Source organism: Sinorhizobium sp. GQ132 (assembly GCF_059758575.1).
In genome coordinates this window covers 141899-165626 of sequence record NZ_JCAXDX010000005.1, presented here as the reverse complement: position 1 = coordinate 165626, position 23728 = coordinate 141899, and the positions used below count along the sequence as shown (strand labels likewise).

Sequence of the window (23728 nt, the reverse complement as noted above, 5' to 3'; positions counted from 1 at the left end):
CAGCGTCAGCCGATGCACGGCGCACGCGTCGCGCCGAGGCTTGCGATTATTTTCTGCTTTCCCCGGCCATCCCCTTCGCTCGCCAGTTTCAGAGCGCCGGCGAGAAGGGCGAAACGGGCTTCGTCCATTCCCCGGGCGACAAGCAGGAAGCTTGCGGCGTCGCCCGACCAGGAGGCATGAAGCAGGCCGTTATCGATCGACATGTCGAAACCGTGCTCCGCGTCCGGGCGACCGATCCGGAAGAGGCTCAGCCGACAACCGGAGCTGCCGACATAGCCCGTATGCAATGCTGCCTCCCCATTCACGGAAGTTTCGCGAGTAAAGGCGGGCGTCAGTCCGGCCGCGAACATTTCCGGCACGAAAACATCGGGCGGTGAGGAGGCCGGAAGCATGGGCGGCGTGAAAGAGCCTCCGATCCAGGCCGCATGCTCCAGCGCGGCATCGCGAACCGCCGCGTCCCCGGGCAGCCCCGCCGGCACCCACATCGGTGCCCTTGCCAGGCCGAACCAGGCCACCGCAAAAACCAGCAGACTGGCACACGCACCCGCGGCAAACGACAGCATCCATCTGCTGGCCGGCCGCGGACGCGGCACCGTCACCACCACGATCTCGGGAGCCATTCCCGCAACTGCCGCCTTCATCTCGGACAGATTGGCCGCGCGCCGCGCCACGGCTTCGTCGGACGCAATCAGACGTGCGACCCGCGACGCCTCCTCGGGCTCGAGTTCGCCGTCGATATAGGCGCTCAAAATATCGGGATCCAGGTCGTTTTCTCTCATTTCCGGCCTTCTCGATGCGGCGCGAGTGCGACGACATTGGCATCGCCGAGGTGTGACGCCAGCGCCCGCCTTGCGCGGCTGACCCGGCTCATGACGGTACCCTTGGGCACGGCGATCATCGTTGCCACCTCCTCGTAGCTGAAACCGGATATGTCTACCAGCGCGAGGATTTCGCGATGCTCGGTGCTGAGGCGGGTAAACGCCTGGCGGACCGAAAATGCATCGACCAGCACGGTTCAGGGGCGACCGGCGCGGGCACAAGGTCCGTGACGAACTCCTGTTCCAGGTCGGAGCGCCGGCGGCGCAAGCGCGACTGGTCGATCCAGATGTTCCGAAGGATGGCGAAGAGCCATGCGCGAAATGCCGGCTCCGTTTCGGGCACGCTTCGCGCATCCAAGGCGCGGGCGATGCACTCCTGGAAGATATCCTGTGCTCCGTCGCGATCGCGCGAAAGCGCGACGGCATAAGCGAAAAGCCGCGCATAATGCGGTTCCAGTCTCCGTTCAACGCGCGAGCGCATGATACCCGATCAGGGCTGCTCGCGTTCCCGCCTCGATGCTTCCGGTTCGTCCCATTTTTCCTCCGCGGCGTAGAGACGAGCGAGTTGCCCCGCTTATTCCATGATGCGCTACCTCCGCTCGCGATTTCTCGGCGCGCTTGCCGGCCCATCAGGTCAGTGCGAGAAGATCTGCCCGCAGACGTTGCGCGCCGCCCTCCCCCAGACCTTCGTCGAGCGCTTCATGGGTTGCCTTCCAGATCGGCAGGGCTTCGGCGAGCAGCCGGCCGCCCCCCGCCGTCAGCCGCACGCGTTTCAGACGCCTGTCGCCAGGGTCGGCGAACGCCTCTACAAGGCCTCGTCGCTCCAGCGGCTTCAGCGCCGCCGTCAAGGTCGTGCGGTCCATGGCGAGCACGGCGGCAACCGCGCTCATGCTCGGCGGGTCCGGCCGGTTGAGCGACATCATCAGCGAGAACTGACCATTGGTAATCTCGAGCGGCCTCAGCGCCTCGTCGAACCGGCGGGCGAGCGCCCGAGCGGCGCGCTGGACATGCAGGCACAGGCAGGTGTCCCTGACGAAGAGCGTGGTGGAAAAAGGTATCGGCAGCGGCTTTGACATAAAATAGTAATGTTGATATCAACATAATTAGTCAAGCGCCGGCGTGAGGCGAGCGCAAAGGAAGCACGGAAGGATCCTTCGGCCGCTGAGCGACGTTTCAGCGCCGCGCCCGGCGAAGGGGACGGCTGTGCACGACCATGGGAGGGAATCGTGAAAATAGAGCCGCAGGAAGAACACCGATGGCTGGAACAGCTGCTCGGCGAGTGGACCGTCACGTCGGAGGATTCGACGGGAAGCGGCGAGGACAGCCAGCCCTGGATCGAAAACGTCCGCTCGATGCACGGTCTCTGGGTCGTGTGCGAGGGACAGGGCATCATGCCCGGGGGAAGCCCCGGCCAGACTTTGATGACGCTCGGCTACAATCCCGACACCAAGCGTTATCTCGGCACCTGGATAGGATCCATGATGACGCATATGTGGGTCTATGACGGCGGGATCGAGGACGACGGGAAGACGCTTGCCCTCAATTGTGAAGGCCCCGACTTCGAAAATCCCGGCAAGACCGCACGATATCAGGATAGAATAACGCTCATCGACGCGAACCGCCGGACCCTTACGGCCCGCGTCCAGACCGAAAGCGGCGACTGGAAAGAAATGATGCGCGCGGAATACCGCCGCCGCTAGAGAGGAATCGAGGAAAAGTGCGCGCGGTTTTCCGCCCGCATTCCGCGCTGACTTACAGGCGATCACGTTCACGATTTCAGGTCGACAACGACATGAAGCGCGTGCGGACGGACCGGAACTAGCCTTCGATTGCGTTCGCGTTCCCCCACGCGACCGTCCGTCGCCGCCCGCAACGACACATCCAGAACAACCGGAGGACCGACAATGCATGGGAAATTCGTCTGGTACGAACTGATGACGACGGACGTGAAGGCGGCGGAAGCCTTCTACAGGGACATCGTTGGCTGGAGCGCGCGCGACGCGGGAGTGCCCGGCATGAACTACACGCTCTTTTCCGCCGGAGACCACCAGGTAGCGGGTCTCATGACGATGCCGGAAGGTGCGCTCGACATGCAGATACCGCCGGCATGGCTCGGCTATATCGCGGTCGACGATGTCGACGAGACCGCCGCCAAACTCGCCGCCGAAGGCGGAACGGTCCATCGAGCGCCGGAGGACATTCCGAATATCGGCCGCTTCGCGATCGTGACCGACCCGCACGGCGCCGCCTTCGCCCTCTTCAGGGGCGACGGCGATCCGCCACCGGCCATGGAACAAATGGCTGCCGGCAATATCGGCTGGCACGAACTGATGGCCGGCGACCTCGATACGGCCTTCAGCTTCTATTCCAAGCTGTTCGGCTGGACCAAGGACCAGGCGATGGATATGGGCGAGATGGGCGTCTATCAGATCTTCGCCCATAATGGTCAGCCGATCGGCGGGATGATGACCAGGCCGAGAGAGGTTCCCAATCCTTTCTGGCTCTACTACTTCAATGTCGAGGCGATCGACGCGGCAATCGACCGGGCGCAATCCGGCGGCGCGAAGCTGTTGATGGGTCCGATGGAAGTGCCCGGCGGAGCGTGGATCGCGCAGTTCACCGACCCTCAAGGGGCGCTCTTCGCGCTGGTCGCGCCGAAACGCTGAAGGTTGACGCCTCTCGAAATGCGGGAAGGCGGCGAACATCTTCGCCGCTGTCCTGCTCCGGCGATCATCTCATGCCGGTGCCGGTACCGGCGAAGTCCGGCGCCTGCCCGCGTCCTGCCCCGGCGTGACGCGGGCATGGCGGGCGAGGAAATCGAGGACGGCGCGGACGCGCGCGGGCAGAGCGCCGCCCTGGCCGAGATAGACCGCGTGAACCTCCTCGAGATCGCCCGGATTAAGGTCTTCCAGAACCGGCAGGAGCCGCCGGGCGCTGACGTCTTCCCTTACGGTGAACTCCGCAAGCCGTGCCAGCCCGGCGCCGGCAAGCGCCAATTGGCGCAACCCCTCGCCATCGCTCACCTGTACCGCCCCCGAGGCCGGCAGCACCACCGTTTCCCCGCCTCTCCTCAACGGCCAGCCGTCGACGGCGCGCGCGTAGCAGAAGCCGAGCCGCTCATGCTCCTTGAGCTCCTCGATCGAGGACGGCATTCCGTACCGTTCTATGTAGGACGGTGCCGCCACGATCATCATCCGCGTCGCCCCGAGCTTGCGCGCAATCAGCGTCGAGCTCTTCAGCGGCCCCGCGCGGACAGCCACGTCGGCGCGCGCCTCCATCAGGTCCACGACGGCGTCGGTCATGACGATGTCGAGGCTGACGGCAGGAAAATGCGCCCGGAACTCGGGCACCAGCGGCATCAGGACGTGGGTGCCGAACGAGGCGTTGACGTTCAGCCGGACCCGGCCGACAGGGCTCTCGCCGGCCGATGCAGATCGCTCCGCCTCGTCGATATCGGCGAGGATGCGCACCGTGCGCTCGTAGAATGCATGTCCCTCCGGCGTCAGCTGCAGCTTTCGCGTCGAGCGGTTCACCAGCCTCACGCCAAGCCGCTCCTCGAGGCGCAGCACGAGCTTGCTGACGGCCGAAGGCGTCATCCGGTAATGACGGGCAGCAGCCGAAAATCCGCCAAGCTCCACCGCCTTCGCAAAGATTTCCATTTCGCCCGAGCGATTGACCGAGGGTCTCGACATATGAATTCAGCTCACAGATAATATTCCCGGCGACAGTCTATATCCAAAGCGAGTGCAGCTCCATCTTCATGTGACTGATTCATGAGCAAGAGTGGAGTTGCAGCTATGGAATATCGACGGCTTGGTTCCTCGGGACTGAAAGTACCGGTCCTCAGCTTCGGAGCGGGGACCTTCGGCGGCAAAGGGCCGCTCTTCGGCGCCTGGGGCAGTACGGATGCGTCCGAGGCGCGCCGCCTCGTCGACATTTGCCTGGAGGCGGGCGTCAATCTTTTCGACACGGCAGACGTCTATTCCGACGGCGCTTCGGAAGAGGTTCTTGGCGCCGCGATCAAGGGCCGGCGCGACGACGTCATTCTGTCGACGAAGCTGTCGCTTCCTGTCGGCGAAGGACCGAACGCCGCAGGCTCGTCGCGCTCGCGCCTGATCAGCGGTGTGGAAAAGGCGCTGAAACGGCTCGGAACCGACTATATCGACCTGCTGCAACTGCACGCCTTCGATGCCGGAGCGCCCGTCGAAGAGGTGCTGTCGACCCTCGACACGCTCGTGCGCTCGGGCAAGCTGCGCTATGTCGGCGTTTCCAATTTTTCCGGCTGGCAGCTGATGAAATCCCTCGCCGCCGCCGACCGCCACGGATATCCGCGCTACGTCGCCAACCAGGTCTATTATTCGCTGGTCGGCCGCGATTACGAATGGGAACTGATGCCGCTCGGTCTCGATCAGGGCGTCGGCGCACTCGTCTGGAGCCCGCTCGGCTGGGGGCGGCTCACCGGCAAGATCCGCCGCGGCGAGCCCTGGCCCGAGGGCAGCCGCCTGCACGACACCGCCGCCTTCGGGCCGCCGGTCGACGAGGAAAAGCTCTACGACGTCGTTGAGGTTCTCCATGCCATCGCGCAGGAAACCGGCAAGACCGTTCCGCAAATCGCCATCAATTGGCTTCTCCAGCGCCCGACCGTTTCAAGTGTCATTATCGGCGCGCGCAATGAAGAGCAGCTCAGACAGAACCTCGGCGCCGTCGGCTGGTCGCTCACCGCCGAGGCGGTTGCCCGGCTCGACGCGGCGAGTGTGACGACCGCCCCCTACCCTTACTTCCCCTATTACCGGCAGGAAGGCTTCGCGCGGATCAACCCGCCGGTCGTCTGAAGAAACGGGACATGCACGCAAGCGGCGAAGCCGGCAGCTCCAAACGGGCCTGCCGGCCATCTGCCGAAAGCTTCGCCAGCGAAACATTCCATATTTGTGATACATGGTCGAATCGGAATCGGCGGCTCAGCCGATGATGTTGCGCGAGCGGGGCGTCCGGCAGGAGTTGGAATGGCGAAGAGGCAGGCGGCAGGGCCGGAACAGATGAGCCGAATCGAGGGCGGCGGGGCCTTTGGCTATCGCGCCTTGCCCGGCGTCGCCGACGAAATGCTCGACGCGCGCGGCAACGTCCGGCCGGTATGGCAGCGACTGCTCGGCACGCTCGGCCGCATGGACGAGACGGATCTTGCCAACCGCTTCGCCCGCGCGGACCGGTATCTGCGCGATGCCGGAGTCTTCTATCGCGCCTACGGCAAGGAGAATTCCGAGCGCGGCTGGCCGCTTTCGCACATTCCCGTGTTGATCGACGAGGCGGAATGGGCCACGGTTTCCGCCGGCCTCGTCCAGCGGGCCGAACTGCTCGAGCGGGTGCTTGCCGACGTCTATGGCGAGAACCGGCTAGTCAAGGCCGGCCTTCTGCCCCCCGCGCTCATCGCTTCCAATCCGGAGTTCCTGCGCCCGATGGTCGGTCTCGAACCGGCGAACGGACATTTTCTGCACTTCTGCTCCTTCGAGATCGGACGCGGCCCCGACGGAAACTGGTGGGTGCTTTCCGACCGGACCGAGGCACCCTCCGGCGCCGGCTTTGCGCTCGAGAACCGGGTGGCGACGACGCGCGCCTTTTCCGACCTCTATGCAGAAAGCCATGTCCATCGCCTGGCTGGATTCTTCGGGGCCTTCCGCGACACGCTGCAGGGGCACAAGCAGCATGCGGACGACCGCATTGCCGTGCTCTCGCCGGGCTTCGCCAACGAGACCTATTTCGAGCATGCCTACATTGCCCGCTATCTCGGTTTCATGCTGCTCGAGGGCGAGGATCTGACGGTTGTCGGGGGACGGGTCATGGTGCGCACGGTGGCCGGCCTGAAACCCGTCGGTGTGCTCTGGCGCCGCCTCGACGCATCGTTTGCCGATCCGCTGGAACTCAATCAATCCTCCCATATCGGCACCGCGGGTATCGTCGAGGCGCTGAGGGCCGGCTCCGTTTCGATCGTCAATGCACTCGGATCCGGTATCCTGGAAACGCGTGCCTTCCTGGCTTTCATGCCGGCGATCTGCCGTCATCTGCTGGACGAGGAGCAGAAGCTGCCGTCGATCGCCACCTGGTGGTGCGGACAGGAAGCCGAACGGCGGCATGTCGCCGGCAATATCGAGCGCATGGTCATCGGCCCGGCCTATTCGACGCGGCCCTTCTTCGACGACGAAGGCCAGTCGGTACTCGGCGCCTCCTTTCGCGAAAGCGCCGGGACCTCCGTCGGCGAATGGCTCGCCGCGGATGGCGGCAAGCTGGTGGGCCAGGAGGCCGTTACGCTGTCGACGACGCCGGCCTGGGTGCTTGGCCGGCTCACACCTCGACCGATGAGCCTCCGGGTGTTTGCCGCGCGCACGCGCGACGGCTGGCAGATCATGCCGGGCGGCTTCGCTCGCATCGGCTCCGGCGATGACGTGGCGGCAATAGCGATGCAGGCCGGCGGCACTGCCGCCGACGTCTGGATCGTGAGCGGCAAGCCCGTTGACCGCACGACCTTGCTTCCGGCGGAGGAAAGCTTCACCCGAAACCTGCCCGGCAGCCTGCCCAGCCGGGCTGCGGACAACCTCTTCTGGCTCGGCCGCTATATAGAAAGGGCGGAAGGCGCCCTTCGGGTTCTGCGCGCCTGGCACGGGCGTTTCGCCGAATCCGCCGATGCCAACATGCCGCTCCTGAAGGACGTGAGCGACTACCTCGCCGTACTCGGAATCAACACCGGAGAGCCGGTACCGGACAGCTTGCTTTCCAGCATCGACAGCGCCCTTTTCAGCGCCGGGAACATCCGCGACCGCTTCTCGCCGGACGGGTGGCTCGCGCTCAACGACCTCTCCAGAACGGCGCGGAAGTTCCACGCGACCGTGCAGGCGGGCGACGACGCCACGCACGCGATGACGGTCCTTCTGCGAAAACTCGCCGGCTTCGCGGGCCTGGTGCACGAAAACATGTATCGCTTCACGGGATGGCGGTTCCTGTCGATCGGACGCTATCTCGAACGCGGCCTGCAGATGACGGGACTGCTCGGCCACATGTCCGGCCCGGAGGCTCCCGACGGCGCCTATGACATGCTGCTGGAGATCGGCGACAGCGTCATGACGCACCGCCGGCGCTACAACGTCAACACAGCGGCACCGACGGTCACCGACCTTCTGGCGCTCGATCCGCTCAATCCGCGCTCGGTGCTTTATCAGCTCAACGAGATCAAGAAAGAGGTCGAGCTCCTGCCGAATGCCTTCGTCAACGGGCAGATGTCACCGTTCTATCGCGAGACGATGCGGCTTCATTCCGGGCTTGCGATCATGACGCCGGAGCAGATGGATATGGCCGTCTACAGGCGCCTGATGCAGGATCTCGAACGGCTGTCCGAACTGCTGGCGCAGACCTATCTCGGCTGAAGGAGATGGCTGCCGTGCTCTACGACATCAGCCTGAAGATCACCTACGGTTACGAAGCTCCGGTAAGCGGCGGAAGACATCTCTTACGTGTTTTGCCGGTATCCATTCCCGGGCGGCAACGTCTTGTCGCCGGATCCGTGACTTGCCAGCCGGTGCCCTTCGAACGCCGGGAAGGCAAGGATTTCTTCGCCAATCACACGACGTCGATCCTGTTCCGCTCCGTGCATGACCATCTCGTCATGCGGATGCAGGCGCGTGTCCAGGCCGAGGCGCCGGCGCTCACGGCCGACCTCTCGCCTCCGCTCGGCGGTCTTGCGTCCGAGCTTGCCGCCTGCTGGTCGGTCGACGCCGAATCCCCGCATCATTTCCTGGGTCCGAGCCCGCTCCTTCCCGCCGTGCCGGAGATCGCCGCCTATGCCCGCGCGATCGCCGGCAACGCCATGACGGTCGAGCAGATCGGAGCCGCCGTCTGCGATCGCATCCACCGCGACTTCGCCTACGACCCCGAAGCGACCACCGTGAACACCGCCCCCGGCGAGGCCTTCGAGCTGAAGCGCGGCGTCTGCCAGGACTTCGCCCATGTGATGATCGTGGCGCTGCGCAGCCTCGGGATCCCCGCCGGCTATGTCAGCGGGTTCCTGAGAACCCTGCCGCCGCCGGGCCAGGACCGGCTGGAAGGCGCCGACGCGATGCATGCCTGGGTCCGCTTCTGGTGCGGCACCACGGGCGGCTGGATGGAGCTTGATCCTACCAACAATATTCCGGCCGGCATCGACCACATCGTCGTCGGCCATGGCCGCGACTACGGCGATGTCGCCCCCGTGATCGGGGTGCTGAAGGGCTACGGCCGTCACACGACGGAGCAGGCCGTCGACGTCGTACCCGTCGGCTGACCCGAAACGGCACATATGTCCTGCTTCGGCACGGCCGCACCGGGCGAGATTTCCATTAGAAGCCATGGGTTTTTCAGGAACTTCGCTAAAATTCAACCGATTTCCTGAACTTGAGAGCAAGGTATCGCCGCTAATTGTCGCCCTGGGCTTGCAATGTATTTGCTGGGGTGTTCACAGATGCGAAGACGTTCAATCATAAGCCGATCCTTCTTGGCGATGCTGCGCGATCGGGGCGGCAATTTCGGGATGATGACGGCGCTGCTCGCGCCGCTGCTCCTGGCCGTCGGCGGAGTGTCCGTCGATGTCGCCAACATGCTGATGACAAAGAACCAGCTTCAGGACGCAACCGACGCGGCAGCGCTCGCGGCGGCTTCCGCGCTCGTATCCGATGCGAGACCGGACATCGAAGAAGCGAAGGCGATCGCACGCAAGTTCCTGAAGACCCAGACGGCAGTGGCCTCCGCGACGGACATGCCGGGCAAGGAACAGCAGGTTGGCACCCGCCGGGCTTCGGAGAGCGAGGGACCGGCGGCCGCAGCACCACAATGGGACGACATCAACACGACGGAGATCAATATCGCCGCGACGGCGAACGGCGCGAAGGGGATGTCGTTCCAGGTCACGGTCGCCAACAAACACCGCCTCCAGCTCAATGCGATGACACGCTTGCTCGGACAGGAGTCGGTCGAGATCGAAACTCAGTCGACCGCCCAGAGCGCAACGGAGAGCAAGAACGCCCTGTCCATGTATCTGGTGCTCGACCGCTCCGGTTCGATGGCGTGGAAGACCAACACGGTCAACACGGCAAAGGCGAAATGCCAAAACTACACGGAAGCGAACTGGAGCAAGTATCCTGACCTGAAGGCGACCAGCCCCTGTTACGTCACCAAGGTCGACGCTTTGAAGGCAGCCGTCGCCGACCTCCTTCGCCAGCTTGTGACGGCGGACCCGGAATCGATCTATGTCCGTACCGGCGCGGTTTCCTACAACTCCGCTCAGGACACGGCGAGCGGTCTCTCCTGGGGCACGAAGGGTGCAGCCGACTATGTCAACGCCCTCGTGGCAACGGGCGGAACTGCCTCCGGCAGCGCCTTCAAGACCGCCTACCAGAAGGTGACAGCCCTGACCGAAGACAGCGCGCACGGCGCCAGGAACGGACAGGTGCCGACGAAGTACATCGTCTTCATGACCGACGGCGAAAACAACTACGCCAATGACGATACCGTCACGAAACAATGGTGCGACACGGCCAAGGCGAGCAAGGTTCAGATCTACAGCGTAGCTTTCATGGCGCCGGACCGCGGCCAGAAGTTGCTGAAATACTGCGCCTCGTCCTCCTCGCATTATTTCGAAGCCGACGAGGCGTCCGATCTGGTCGCCGCCTTCAAGGCGATCGGCGAACGCGCCTCTGCACTGGCTTCCCGCCTGACGAAATGACCCGGGAGTCCGGCTGAAGTGCCGCCCGGTCCTGCCGGGCGGCCTTGATGTTCAACTGCTGCCGGAAGCGGGGGCTGACAAGCATCTGCTGTTTTAATCCTTTTAAAAACACCTGTTGCAAGCGCTTCGGATCGATGCATAAATTGCCCTTGAACCTGGTCGGTTCCGACCTGGGGCTTTCCGAAATGCAATAAGGGTATGACAGTTCTCATGATGACTCGGCTCTCAACCACCGAACTGCCGCAACCCGCCCTCAGATCCTCGGAACCCAGCCAGCTTGCAGTCGAGATCCTCGAGCGTCTGAAATACCGCATCGGCAAGGACCCGAAAGTCGCCAAGCCGCACGACTGGCTGACGGCCGCCATCCTCGTGGCGCGTGACCGCATCACCGACAAATGGATGGACTCCACCCGCAAGACCTATTCGACCGGCGCCAAGCGCGTCTACTACATGTCGCTCGAATTCCTCATCGGCCGTATGATGCGCGACGCGATGACGAATCTCGGCCTCATGGACGAGATGCGCGATGCGCTCGCCTCGCTCGGCGTCGACATCGACGTGGTCGCGGCTCTGGAGCCGGATGCGGCGCTCGGCAATGGCGGTCTCGGCCGCCTCGCCGCCTGCTTCATGGAATCCATGGCGACCGTCGACGTGCCTGCATACGGCTATGGCATACGCTACATGCACGGCCTTTTCCGTCAGCAGATGGCCGACGGCTGGCAGGTCGAACTGCCGGAGACCTGGCTCGCCCACGGCAACCCCTGGGAATTCGAGCGCCGCGAAAGCTCCTACGAGATCGGCTTCGGCGGCAGCGTCGAAACGGTCAACATCGACGAGGAAGTGCAGCGCTACGTGTGGAAGCCGGCCGAGCGCGTTATCGCCACCGCCTTCGACACGCCGGCCGTCGGATGGCGGGCAACGCGCGTCAACACGCTTCGCCTCTGGGCCGCGCAGCCGATCGACCCCATCCTGCTCGACGCCTTCAATGCCGGCGACCATATCGGGGCGCTGCGCGAAAGCAACAAGGCGGAAAGCCTGACGCGCGTGCTCTATCCGGCCGACGCTACTCCGGCCGGCCAGGAACTCAGGCTCCGGCAGGAATATTTCTTCTCCTCCGCCTCGCTCCAGGACATCCTGCGCCGTCATCTGCAGCAATATCCGGACTTCACGTCGCTGCCGGACGCCGTCGCCATCCAGCTCAACGATACGCATCCGGCGGTCTCCGTCGCCGAACTGGTGCGTCTCTTGACCGATGTCCACGGGCTCGGTTTCGAACAGGCCTGGGACATTTCTCGGCGGACCTTCTCCTATACGAACCACACGCTGCTGCCCGAGGCGCTCGAGAGCTGGCCCGTTCCCCTCTTCGAGCGGTTGCTGCCGCGCCACATGCAGATCGTCTACGCCATCAACGCCAAGATCCTGATCGAGGCACGCCGGGAGAGGCACGCGACGGACGAGGCGATCCGCAACATCTCGCTGATCGACGAGACGGGCGACCGGCGGGTGCGCATGGGCAATCTCGCCTTCGTCGGCTCGCACTCGATCAACGGCGTATCGGCTCTCCACACCGAACTGATGAAGGAAACGGTCTTCGCCGACCTTCACGGGCTCTATCCGGACCGCATCAACAACAAGACCAACGGCATCACGCCGCGCCGGTGGCTGATGCAGTGCAATCCGGGTCTTTTCGGCCTGATCCGGGAGGCGATCGGCGACGAGTTCATGGACAATACCGAGGCGCTTCAGGCCCTCGACGCCTTTGCCGACAAGGCGGATTTCCAGGAGCACTTCGCAGCCGTCAAGCGCGCCAACAAGGTGCGGCTGGCAAAGCTGGTCCAGGCGAATCTCGGCATCCGGATCGATCCCTCGGCGATGTTCGACATCCAGATCAAGCGAATCCACGAATACAAGCGGCAACTGCTGAATCTAATCGAAGCCGTGGCGCTTTACGACCAGATCCGCTCCCATCCGGAGCTCGACTGGGTGCCGCGCGTCAAGCTTTTCGCCGGCAAGGCGGCACCGAGCTATCATAACGCCAAACTGATCATCAAACTTGCCAATGACATCGCCCGCGTCATCAACAACGATCCGGCCGTCCGCGGGCTCCTGAAGGTCGTCTTCGTCCCCAACTACAATGTGTCGCTTGCGGAAGTCATGGTGCCGGCGGCCGATCTCTCCGAGCAGATCTCGACGGCGGGCATGGAAGCCTCGGGCACCGGCAACATGAAGTTCGCGCTCAACGGAGCGCTGACCATCGGCACGCTCGATGGCGCCAATGTCGAAATGCGCGACTGGGTCGGTGAGGAAAACATCAAGATCTTCGGCATGACCGCCGAGGAGGTGGGCAAGGCGCGAGCGGAAGGACACAATCCGCGCGCCGTCATCGAAAATTCGCGCGAACTCTCGCAGGCGCTCGATGCGATCGCTTCCGGCGTCTTCTCGCCCGACGACCGCAATCGCTTCTCCGGCCTCGTGGACGGGCTCTACAACCACGACTGGTTCATGGTTGCAGCCGATTTCGAGGCCTATGCCAAGGCCCAGCGCGAGATCGACCAGCTCTGGACCACGCCGTCCGCCTGGTATTCGAAGGCGGTCCGCAACACCGCCCGCATGGGCTGGTTCTCGTCCGATCGCACGATCCGGCAATATGCCGGAGAGATCTGGAGAGCCGGATGACGGTTCCGCCCGGCAAGGACCCAGCCCCCGCCCCGTCAGGCATGCTGCCAGCGCCGGAAATCGCGGCAATACTTTCCGGTACCCACAGCAACCCCTTCGCCGTCCTTGGCGTTCATGCCGCCGGCAAGACCTATATCGCCCGGTGCTTCGTGCCGGGCGCGGACACGGTGGTCGCGGAAACGCTCAGCGGCAAGGAACTCGGCACGCTCGAGCGGCGCGACGAGGCCGGCTTCTTCGAGGGTCCGGTGGCGCTGCGCAAGGAGCAGCCTATCCGCTACCGCGCCCGCAACGACGGCGGCGAGTGGACCGTCATCGATCCCTACAGCTTCGGCCCCGTGCTCGGGCCGATGGACGACTACTATATCCGCGAGGGCTCGCATCTTCGCCTCTTCGACAAGATGGGCGCGCACCCGATCAGCCACGACGGCGCCGAGGGCTTTCACTTCGCCGTCTGGGCGCCGAACGCCCGCCGCGTGTCGGTGGTCGGCAGTTTCAACGACTGGGACGGACGCCGGCACGTCATGCGCCTGCGCGCCGACACGGGCATCTGGGAGATCTTCATTCCCGGCGTGCCCGTGGGGACGCCCTATAAATACGAAATCGTCGACAGCAATGGCACGCTGCTGCCGTTGAAGGCCGACCCCTTTGCCCGACGCTCGGAGCTCAGGCCCGACACGGCTTCGATGACCGCAGGCGAGATCGCCCAGGACTGGGAGGACGAGGCGCATCGTCGTCACTGGGCCGAGATCGATCCGCGCCGCCAGCCGATCTCGATCTACGAGGTCCATGCCGCCTCATGGCAGCGCCGCGACAATGGCGACATGCTCACCTGGGACGAACTGGCGGAAAGGCTGATCCCCTATTGCGTCGATATGGGCTTCACGCACATCGAGTTCCTGCCCATTTCGGAATATCCCTATGATCCGTCCTGGGGCTATCAGACCACGGGTCTCTATGCGCCGACCGCACGCTTCGGCGAGCCGGAGGGCTTTGCCCGTTTCGTCAACGGCTGCCATAAGGTGGGGATCGGTGTCATCCTCGACTGGGTGCCGGCGCATTTTCCGACCGACGAACACGGGCTTCGCTGGTTCGACGGCACCGCGCTTTACGAGCATGCGGATCCGCGCCAGGGTTTCCATCCCGACTGGAACACGGCAATCTACAATTTCGGCCGTCAGGAGGTCGTCGCCTTTCTGGTCAACAACGCTCTTTACTGGGCGGAAAAGTTCCATGTCGACGGCCTGCGCGTCGATGCGGTCGCCTCGATGCTCTATCTCGACTATTCGCGCAAGCATGACGAATGGGTGCCGAACGAATATGGCGGCAACGAAAATCTCGAGGCCGTGCGTTTCCTGCAGACGTTGAACACCCGCATCTACGGCATTCACCAGGGCGTACTGACCATCGCCGAGGAATCGACGTCCTGGCCGAAGGTCTCGCACCCGGTGCATGCGGGCGGGCTCGGCTTCGGCTTCAAGTGGAACATGGGCTTCATGCACGACACGCTGCAATATCTCTCGCGCGAGCCCGTGCACCGGAAGTTCCACCACAACGACATGACCTTCGGGCTGCTCTACGCCTTCAGCGAGAATTTCGTGCTGCCGCTGTCCCATGACGAGGTCGTCCACGGCAAGGGGTCGCTGATCGCCAAGATGGCCGGCGACGACTGGCAGAAATTCGCCAATCTCCGGGCCTATTACGGCTTCATGTGGGGTTATCCCGGTAAGAAGCTCCTTTTCATGGGACAGGAATTCGCCCAATGGCGCGAGTGGTCCGAGGACCGCGGCCTCGACTGGAATCTGCTCGAATACAATCTGCATGAGGGGATGCGCCGTCTGGTGCGCGACCTGAACGGCACCTATCGCTCGAAGCCGGCGCTGCATGCGCGCGACTGCGAGGGCGACGGCTTCGAATGGCTGATTGCCGACGACCGCGAAAATTCCGTCTTCGCCTGGCTCAGGAAGGCGCCCGGAGAGAAGCTGGTCGCCGTCGTCACCAACTTCACTCCGGTTTACCGGGAGCATTACGACATACCGCTTCCCGTGGCAGGGCGCTGGAAGGAAGTGCTCAACACCGACGCGGAAATCTATGGAGGCAGTGGCAAGGGCAACGGCGGCGCCGTCCAGGCAGAGAAGAGAGCGAACGGAGAGACAATCGCCACCATCACGCTGCCGCCTCTGGCGACGCTGATGCTGGAGCAGGATTAGAGCGTCCCGCCCGACGGGGACTGGCTCGACGGGCGGAACAGGAGGAAATCGTTTGGGCGCGAGGCGTCGAAGAGGCGCCAAGCAGTCCCCCGAAATGATTTTGGGGAGGATAAATGGTGGAAAAACGTACGCAACCCCTGGCCCGTGATGCCATGGCCTATGTTCTCGCCGGCGGCCGCGGCAGCCGGCTCAAGGAACTCACCGACCGGCGTGCGAAACCTGCCGTCTATTTCGGCGGAAAGGCGCGGATCATCGATTTCGCGCTTTCAAATGCGCTGAATTCCGGCATCCGGCGCATCGGCGTCGCCACGCAGTACAAGGCCCACTCGTTGATCCGGCACCTCCAGCGCGGCTGGAACTTCTTCCGGCCGGAGCGTAACGAGAGCTTCGATATCCTGCCGGCGAGCCAGCGTGTCTCCGAAACGCAGTGGTACGAAGGCACCGCCGACGCGGTCTATCAGAACATCGACATCATCGAGGACCATGGCGTCGAATACATGGTGATTCTCGCCGGCGACCACGTCTACAAGATGGACTACGAACTGATGCTGCAGCAGCACGTCGATTCGGGCGCCGACGTGACCGTCGGCTGCCTGGAAGTGCCGCGCATGGAGGCGACGGGCTTCGGCGTCATGCATGTGGACAACGCGGACCGCATCATCGCCTTCGTCGAAAAGCCGGCCGATCCCCCGGGCATCCCCGGCAATCCGGACATGGCACTCGCGTCCATGGGCATCTACGTGTTTCACACGAAATTCCTGATGGACATGCTGCGTCGGGATGCCGCCGATCCCAAATCGAGCCGCGACTTCGGCAAGGACATCATTCCCTACATCGTCGAACACGGCAAAGCGGTGGCCCACCGCTTCACCCATTCCTGCGTCCGGTCAGACTTCGAGCGCGAGGCCTATTGGCGCGACGTCGGCACCATCGACGCCTATTGGCAGGCCAATATCGATCTCACCCATATCACGCCCGAGCTCGACATCTACGACAGCACCTGGCCGATCTGGACCTTCTCTGAAATCAAGCCGCCGGCCAAATTCGTCCATGACGACGAGAACCGCCGCGGCTCGGCCACGTCCTCGCTCGTATCGGGCGATTGCATCATCTCGGGTGCCGCTCTCAACAGGAGCCTGTTGTTCACCGGCGTCCGGGTGAATTCATACTCCAGACTCGAAAATGCCGTAGTTCTCCCTGACGTGACGATCGGTCGGCATTCGATTCTGCGCAATGTCGTCATCGACAGCCGCGTCGTCATTCCGGAGGGCCTGGTCGTCGGTGACGATCCGGAACTCGATGCTAAACGCTTCCGCCGCACGGAGAGCGGCGTTTGCCTGATCACGCAAACGATGATCGACAAGCTGGGAATGTAGCCGCGTATGAACATCCTGTCAGTTGCGTCCGAAGTCTACCCGCTGGTGAAGACGGGGGGCCTCGCCGATGTCGTCGGCGCGCTGCCCTCCGCACTTCTCCCGCATGGTGTGCGGACGCGCACGCTGGTGCCCGGCTATCCCTCGGTGCTGAAGAAGCTGAAGAAGAAAAAAACGGTCGGCCGCTTCGACAACCTCTTCGGCCATCCAGCCACGGTGCTTGCCGCCGAGGTCAACGGAATGGACCTGCTCGTCCTCGACCAGCCCGCTCTCTATGCCCGGGACGGTGGCCCTTATCTCGATTCGACCGGGCGGGATTACCCCGATAATTTCCGACGCTTCGCCGCACTCTCGCTGGCGGCTGCGGAGATCGCGGGGAACGGCATCATCTCCAACTGGAAGCCGGACATCGTTCACGTTCACGACTGGCAGACGGCACTCACCCCCGTCTATATGCGCTTTGGCCCGGCGCCGGACCTGCCGACGGTGATGACGATCCACAACATCGCCTTTCAGGGTCAGTTCGGCGCCTCGGTGTTCCCTGAACTGGCGCTGCCGCCGGAAGCCTTCTCCACGCAATTCGTCGAATATTATGGAGATGTCGGCTTCCTCAAAGGCGGCCTGCAGACGGCAAGCGCAATCACGACGGTCAGCCCTTCATACGCGCAGGAAATCCTGACGCCCGAGTTCGGCATGGGTCTTGACGGGCTCCTGTCGAGCCGTGTCGCGGACCTGACGGGCATCGTCAACGGCATCGACGGAGACACGTGGGATCCGCAGACGGACCCGCACCTTCCGGCGCATTACGGGCCCGGCACGCTCAAACGGCGCGCCGGCAACCGCAAGGCGCTGGAAGAGCGTTTCGGCCTCGAAAAAGGTCCGGGGCCGATCTTCTGCGTCATCAGCCGCCTCACCTGGCAGAAGGGCATGGACCTCGTCGCCGAAGCCGCCGACGATATCGTGGCTCTCGGCGGCAAGCTCGTCGTGCTCGGCTCCGGCGATCCGGCGCTGGAAAGCGCGCTTATGGCAGCCGCGTCGCGCCACCGCGGACATATCGGCATGGTGACCGGTTATGACGAGCCGCTGTCGCATCTCATGCAGGCAGGCGCCGATGCGATCCTCATTCCGTCGCGCTTCGAGCCTTGCGGCCTGACGCAGCTCTATGGCCTGCGCTATGGTTGCGTTCCGGTCGTGGCCCGCACCGGCGGTCTCACCGACACGATCATCGACGCCAACGAGGCGGCGCTGTCTGCGAAGTGCGCGACCGGCTTTCATTTCCTGCCGGTGACCACCGACGGGCTAAAACTTGCGATCCGGCGCGTCCTGCGCGCATACAATGAACCCAAGCTCTGGGCACGCCTGCAGAACCAGGGCATGAAATCCGACGTTTCCTGGGCCAAAAGCGCGGAACGCTACGTCTCGCTTTACTCCGCTCTTCTCGCGAAAGGCTAAACAGATGACAAGAACCGTCTCGACCAACCCCTATGGGGACCAGAAACCCGGCACCTCGGGCCTGCGCAAGAAGGTCCCGGTATTCCAGCAGAAGAACTATGCCGAGAACTTCATCCAGTCGATTTTCGACTCGCTCGAGGGCTTCGAAGGCCAGACGCTGGTGATCGGCGGCGACGGCCGCTATTACAACCGCGAGGTCATCCAGAAAGCCGTCAAGATGGCGGCGGCGAACGGCTTCGGCCGCGTGCTCGTCGGCCGCGGCGGCATCCTCTCGACGCCAGCCGCATCCAATATCATCCGCAAATACAAGGCCTTCGGGGGCATCGTGCTTTCGGCAAGCCACAATCCCGGCGGGCCGACCGAGGATTTCGGCATCAAGTACAATGTCGGCAATGGCGGCCCGGCTCCCGAAAAGGTGACGGATGCGATCTTCGCCCGAAGCAAGGTGATCGACAGCTACAAGATCGCCGACGCGCCGGACGTCAATCTCGATGTCGAAGGCAGTCAGCAGGTCGAGGACATGACCGTGACGGTCATCGATCCCGTCTCCGACTACGCCGAATTGATGGAGAGCCTGTTCGACTTCGATGCGATCCGCAAGCTGATCGCCGGCGGCTTCCGTGTGGTGTTCGACGCGATGAGCGCGGTCACCGGGCCCTATGCCAAGGAGATCATCGAAAAACGGCTCGGCGCCCCGAAGGGCTCGGTCATGAACTTCATACCGCTGCCCGACTTCGGCGGCCATCATCCGGACCCGAACCTCGTTCACGCCCGAGCGCTCTACGAGACGATGATGGCGCCGGACGCCCCCGATTTCGGCGCCGCATCCGATGGCGACGGCGACCGGAATTTGATCATCGGCAAGGGAATCTTCGTCACTCCGTCCGACAGCCTCGCCATGCTTGCCGCCAATGCGCATCTGGCGCCGGGCTATGCCAAGGGACTTGCCGGGATCGCTCGCTCCATGCCGACGAGCGGCGCGGCCGACCGTGTCGCCGAAAAGCTCGGCATCGGCATCTATGAGACGCCGACCGGCTGGAAATTCTTCGGCAACCTGCTCGACGAGGGCTTGGCGACGATCTGTGGCGAGGAAAGCGCCGGCACCGGATCGAACCATGTACGCGAGAAGGACGGGCTCTGGGCCGTGCTGCTCTGGCTCAACATCCTCGCCGCGCGCAAGGAAAGCGCACTCGAAATCGCCCGCAAGCACTGGGCGACCTACGGCCGCAACTATTATTCCCGGCACGACTACGAAGAGGTCGACACCGATGCGGCCAACGGCCTGGTTGCCGCGCTCCGCGACAAGCTCGCCGCGCTGCCCGGCAAGAGCTTCGGCGCGCTCACGGTCGATACTGCCGACGATTTCTCCTACCACGATCCGGTCGACAAATCGGTTAGCAAGAACCAGGGCATCCGCATCCTCTTCGAGGGCGGATCCCGCGTCGTCTACCGCCTGTCGGGCACGGGGACGTCGGGGGCGACGCTGCGCGTCTATATCGAACGCTACGAGCCGGATCCGGCGCGCCACGATCTCGATACCCAGGAAGCGCTTGCCGATCTGATCGCCGTTGCCGACGAGATCGCCGAGATCAAGGAGCGTACCAACCGCGACCAACCGAGCGTAATCACCTGAGGGTGCTGTACCAAGCGCCACTTCCTGCGCCCTTTACCCCCCTCTGCTTTGCCGAGCATCTCCCCCGCAAGGGGGAGATCGACTCGTGGCAAACCCATGCGATACTAGACTTCGAAAGAGGCCCCCATGCCGACGACCGGAATTTCACCTCTCGGCGTGACGCGCACACCCGACGGGAGGCGCTTTGCGGTCTGGTCGCACAATGCCGCCCGCATCGATCTCTGCCTGTTCGACGAAGCGGGCGACACCGAACTCAGCCGCCTGCCTATGCTGCGCGAGGGCGATGTCCACAGCATCGCGCTGCCCGACATAGCTGCCGGCACCCGCTACGGCTTTCGCGCCGACGGGGTCTACTCGCCGGACCATGGGCTTTGGTTCGATCCGTCGAAACTTCTGGTCGACCCCTATGCGGTGAGGCTCGACCGGCCCTTTCGTCACGACCAGCGGCTGACGGTCTTCGGCGAAGAGACGGCGCACCTCGTGCCGAAAGCCATCGTCACCGAGGCAAAACCGCTGGAGCCGAAGCCGCCGCTATTTCAGGCCGGGGGACTGATCTACGAGATTGCAGTCAAGCCGTTCACCATCCTTCATCCGGACGTGCCGGAAAGGAAGCGCGGCACGGTGGCTGCTCTCGCCGAACCCGTCGTCATCGATCACCTTACGAGGCTCGGCGTTTCCGCGGTCGAACTCATGCCGATCACGGCCTGGATCGATGAGCGGCACCTGCCTCCGCTCGGTCTCCACAATGGCTGGGGCTACAATCCGATCGCGCCGATGGCGCTCGATCCACGCCTGGTGCCGGGCGGCATCGAGGAGTTGCGCATGACCGTGGAGGTCCTGCACGAGGCCGGTATCGGCGTCGTCCTCGATCTCGTCTTCAACCACTCCGGAGAGAGCGATCGCTTCGGTGCCACGCTTTCGATGCGCGGGCTCGACAACCTGACCTATTATCGCCACGCGACGGGGCGCCCGGGCGGGCTCATCAACGACACCGGCTGCGGCAACACGATCGCCTGCGACCATCCGGTCGTCCAGCGTCTGATCCTCGACAGCCTGCGCCATTTCGTCCTTGCCGCCGGCGTCGACGGCTTCCGCTTCGACCTCGCATCGATCCTCGGCCGCGACATGGGCGGCTTCCGCCGCGATGCCGCGCTCTTCTCGGCCATCTGCGCCGACCCCGTCCTTTGCGACCGCGTGCTCATCGCCGAGCCCTGGGACACCGGCCCCGGCGGCTACCAGCTCGGCAATTTCCCCCATTCCTTCCTCGAATGGAACGACCGGGCCCGCGACGACATCCGCCGCTACTGGCGCGGCGACCGGCACGCGATCGGCGTCCTTGCAACCGCGCTCGCCGGCTCCTCGGACAGCTTTTCCCGCTGGGGCGAGACGGCCACGCGCAGCGTCAACTTCATCGCCGCCCATGACGGCTTCACGCTGATGGATCTCGTTTCCTACGCCCGCAAGCACAATGAGGCGAACGGTGAAGGCAATCGGGACGGCCACGACGAGAACTTCTCGTGGAACAACGGCGCCGAGGGTCCGATCGACGATCCGGAGATCGCCGCCTTCCGGCAACGCGATGTCATGGCGCTCCTCGGCACGCTCTTCACCTCGCGCGGCGCAATCATGCTGACGGCCGGGGATGAAGGCGGGCGCAGCCAGGGTGGCAACAACAACGCCTATGCGCAGGACAATGCCGTGACCTGGCTCGACTGGAGCAAGCTCGACGGCAAGCTCGTCGAGCATACCGCCAGGCTTTCCGCCATGCGCCGGCGCTTCTCGGTCTTCGGCGAGACCGGGTTCTTCACCGGCAGCGGCGACGTCGCCTGGCTGCGCCTCGACGGGGAGCCGCTTGCGGTGGAGGATTGGGAGCATCCCGCAACCGACAATCTCGTCGTGATGCTCGCGACCGACGACCGCCGTCAGGGGCGCGCGACCCGACTTGCGGTGGTCATCAACCGCAGCCACTCGCCGCACCCATTCCGCCTGCCTTCGAGCCTTGAGGGCGAATGGCGCAACGCACTCTCGGACCTTAGCGCACCATCCTTCGCGCCGGCCCGTTCGGTCACCGTTCTCGCCGAGGTTTTCGAGAGCGCTCCGAAGAAAAGGGTCTAACGGTTTCTGTCCGGAAGTGCCCGGCTCCAGAGAGTTGGATGGTTTCGCTGTTTCAAGAAAACAGTGAACCATCTCAAGACTTAGGACCACTTGCTAGACCTTGCCGAGCCGGCCTATAGATCAGCGGGGAGGCCCCATTTTCAGGAAAATCATATGCCGCAGGATATTTCACTTTCGGATATCAAGGATCTGATCGGCAAGGAGCTCGGCGTCTCCGACTGGATCACCGTGACGCAGCAGACGATCGACCGTTTTGCCGAGGCGACGAGTGACTTCCAGTTCATCCATACCGACCCGGTGCGCGCCGCGGCGGAGACGCCTTTCGGCGGCACCATTGCGCATGGTTTCCTCTCGCTGTCGCTGCTTTCGGCGATGAACTACAATTGCCTGCCCAAGATCCGCGAGCAGACGATGGGCATCAATTACGGCTTCGAGAAGGTGCGCTTCGTGGCGCCGGTCAAGAGCGGCGCGCGCGTGCGCGGCCGCTTCACCATGGCAGACGCACGCTTCCGCGGGGCCGGCATGCTGATGATCACCTATGACGTCACGGTCGAGATCGAAGGCGAAAGAAAGCCTGCCCTGACCGCCACCTGGCAGACGATCATCCAGTTCGACCCGAAGGATCGGCCGGACGATGTCTGAGGGGAGACCGGACGGGACCCACGTTCGCCATGCCTTCCGCGGCCAGGCGAAGTCCTGTGACGAGCTGGGATCGCCATTTACGGCCCGACTCTGCCGTCTCGTCGCCGACCGGATCGATGCGGACTCGCCGGTGGGCGAGCGTGTCCTCGGCTGGTCGGGCGACCCGACTTCGAAGGGCGATTCCGTCGCGCTCCGCCTTGCCGGTGCTCTGCACGCGCTGGTTCTATCCGGCCGCAGCGCGGCCCTCGGCGCGTGCTATCCGCCGAACCGGACGGACGACGACACTCTCTGGCAGGCGATCGCTCAGGCTATGGAGCGGGAAGCCCCCTTCATCCTCGATCGTCTCACCTCCGCGCCGCAGACGAACGAGGTGCGCCGCTCGGGCGCCCTGCTTCCCGGTTTCCTCACCGTGGCACAGCTTTTCGGGAAGCCGTTGATCCTTTCCGAGATCGGCGCCAGCGCCGGCTTGAATCTCCATTGGGACCGCTACCGCTACGATCTCGCGAACAGCCATTGGGGCGATGCAGCCAGCCCCGTGAGCATAGCCCCCGAGTGGTCGGGAGCAGCGCCGCCTCTGCGACCCGTCGAAGTGATCGAACGCGCGGGCTGCGACATCAACCCCCTCGATCCGGCCGATAGCGAGGATCGGCTACGGCTCCTCTCCTACGTCTGGGCCGATCAGCAAGACCGGATTGACCGCACGCGGCAGGCGCTGGAGCTTGCCGCCTCCCAAAGGAGCCTTGTCGAGCAGGCGGACGCGATCGACTGGCTGAAAACACGGCTGGCGCGCGTCCATCCGGGCGCTGTCCACGTCGTCTATCATTCGATCGCCTGGCAGTATCTGCCGGAAGCTGCGCGGGAAGAGGGCGAGGCCCTGATCGCTGCCGCCGGGGCGACCGCGACATCCGAGGCCCCGTTTGCCCGTTTGCAGATGGAAGCCGACGGACAGTCGCCGGGTGCCGCATTGTCATTGCAGATTTGGCCGAAGGGCGAAAGGCATCTCGTCGGCCGCGCCGACTTCCACGGACGCTGGATCGCCTGGCAGGGATGGCCGGCGGACGGCTGACCGT

Annotated in this window: 17 protein-coding genes and 1 pseudogene; 14 read left to right on the top strand and 4 right to left on the bottom strand. The window is 64.0% G+C overall.

Going from position 1 to position 23728, the window contains the following annotated elements; genetic code table 11:
* Positions 1-5 precede the first annotated feature (5 nt).
* The 3 genes and pseudogenes from AC6CIG_RS14925 to AC6CIG_RS14915 form a co-directional block, all read right to left on the bottom strand.
* Positions 6-779, bottom strand: a complete 774-nt coding sequence (locus AC6CIG_RS14925; protein WP_127709085.1) for an anti-sigma factor family protein — start codon at positions 777-779, stop codon at positions 6-8.
* Positions 776-1299: pseudogene (locus AC6CIG_RS14920) on the bottom strand (RNA polymerase sigma factor). The gene AC6CIG_RS14925 and the pseudogene AC6CIG_RS14920 overlap by 4 nt, the downstream one beginning before the upstream one ends.
* 148 nt (positions 1300-1447) lie before the next feature.
* Complete coding sequence (locus AC6CIG_RS14915) at positions 1448-1894, bottom strand: MarR family winged helix-turn-helix transcriptional regulator (protein ID WP_127709086.1); 447 nt, start codon at positions 1892-1894, stop codon at positions 1448-1450.
* A gap of 150 nt (positions 1895-2044) precedes the next feature.
* Here AC6CIG_RS14915 and AC6CIG_RS14910 point away from each other — a divergent pair, with 150 nt between their 5' ends.
* Positions 2045-2518 carry a DUF1579 domain-containing protein gene (locus AC6CIG_RS14910; RefSeq protein ID WP_437408061.1) on the top strand — a complete coding sequence of 158 codons (474 nt, stop codon included), beginning with the start codon at positions 2045-2047 and terminating at the stop codon, positions 2516-2518.
* Positions 2519-2722: 204 nt separating this feature from the next.
* Positions 2723-3484 (top strand): VOC family protein, encoded by a 762-nt coding sequence (locus AC6CIG_RS14905; protein WP_127709089.1) that lies wholly within the window; start codon positions 2723-2725, stop codon positions 3482-3484.
* A gap of 69 nt (positions 3485-3553) precedes the next feature.
* On the opposite strand, the gene AC6CIG_RS14900 is transcribed toward AC6CIG_RS14905, so the two are convergent.
* On the bottom strand, positions 3554-4510 hold the full coding sequence (locus tag AC6CIG_RS14900) for a LysR family transcriptional regulator (RefSeq protein WP_127709091.1): 957 nt from the start codon (positions 4508-4510) through the stop codon (positions 3554-3556).
* Positions 4511-4615: 105 nt separating this feature from the next.
* On the opposite strand from AC6CIG_RS14900, the gene AC6CIG_RS14895 reads away from it, so the two are divergent.
* The 12 genes from AC6CIG_RS14895 (at position 4616) to AC6CIG_RS14840 (ending at position 23724) form a co-directional block, all read left to right on the top strand.
* Positions 4616-5650: an aldo/keto reductase gene (locus tag AC6CIG_RS14895; protein WP_127709093.1), complete on the top strand. Its 1035-nt coding sequence runs from the start codon at positions 4616-4618 to the stop codon at positions 5648-5650.
* A gap of 171 nt (positions 5651-5821) precedes the next feature.
* Positions 5822-8230, top strand: coding sequence for a circularly permuted type 2 ATP-grasp protein (locus tag AC6CIG_RS14890; RefSeq protein ID WP_127709095.1), 2409 nt, complete (start codon positions 5822-5824; stop codon positions 8228-8230).
* Positions 8231-8235: 5 nt separating this feature from the next.
* Positions 8236-9123: a transglutaminase family protein gene (locus tag AC6CIG_RS14885; RefSeq protein ID WP_164866793.1), complete on the top strand. Its 888-nt coding sequence runs from the start codon at positions 8236-8238 to the stop codon at positions 9121-9123.
* Positions 9124-9300: 177 nt separating this feature from the next.
* Positions 9301-10560, top strand: coding sequence for a vWA domain-containing protein (locus AC6CIG_RS14880; RefSeq protein ID WP_127709099.1), 1260 nt, complete (start codon positions 9301-9303; stop codon positions 10558-10560).
* A 198-nt stretch (positions 10561-10758) separates the two neighbouring features.
* On the top strand, positions 10759-13236 hold the full coding sequence (locus tag AC6CIG_RS14875) for a glycogen/starch/alpha-glucan phosphorylase (RefSeq protein ID WP_437412140.1): 2478 nt from the start codon (positions 10759-10761) through the stop codon (positions 13234-13236).
* A complete protein-coding gene (glgB, locus tag AC6CIG_RS14870) occupies positions 13233-15443 on the top strand; it encodes a 1,4-alpha-glucan branching protein GlgB (protein WP_018096733.1) in 2211 nt (736 codons plus the stop codon). The genes AC6CIG_RS14875 and glgB overlap by 4 nt, the downstream gene beginning before the upstream one ends.
* A 113-nt stretch (positions 15444-15556) precedes the next feature.
* Complete coding sequence (gene glgC, locus AC6CIG_RS14865; protein WP_003533906.1) at positions 15557-16819, top strand: glucose-1-phosphate adenylyltransferase; 1263 nt, start codon at positions 15557-15559, stop codon at positions 16817-16819.
* A gap of 6 nt (positions 16820-16825) precedes the next feature.
* Entirely contained in the window at positions 16826-18268 is a 1443-nt protein-coding gene (gene glgA / locus AC6CIG_RS14860) for a glycogen synthase GlgA (RefSeq protein WP_127709103.1), read from the top strand.
* Between the two features lie 4 nt (positions 18269-18272).
* Positions 18273-19901, top strand: a complete 1629-nt coding sequence (locus tag AC6CIG_RS14855) for an alpha-D-glucose phosphate-specific phosphoglucomutase (RefSeq protein WP_127709105.1) — start codon at positions 18273-18275, stop codon at positions 19899-19901.
* A gap of 126 nt (positions 19902-20027) precedes the next feature.
* Positions 20028-22016 (top strand): glycogen debranching protein GlgX, encoded by a 1989-nt coding sequence (gene glgX, locus AC6CIG_RS14850; protein ID WP_498322865.1) that lies wholly within the window; start codon positions 20028-20030, stop codon positions 22014-22016.
* Between the two features lie 153 nt (positions 22017-22169).
* Complete coding sequence (locus AC6CIG_RS14845) at positions 22170-22658, top strand: MaoC family dehydratase (RefSeq protein WP_018096729.1); 489 nt, start codon at positions 22170-22172, stop codon at positions 22656-22658.
* Entirely contained in the window at positions 22651-23724 is a 1074-nt protein-coding gene (locus AC6CIG_RS14840) for a DUF2332 domain-containing protein (RefSeq protein WP_127709109.1), read from the top strand. Before AC6CIG_RS14845 ends, AC6CIG_RS14840 begins: the two co-directional genes overlap by 8 nt.
* The last annotated feature ends 4 nt before the right edge of the window (positions 23725-23728 follow it).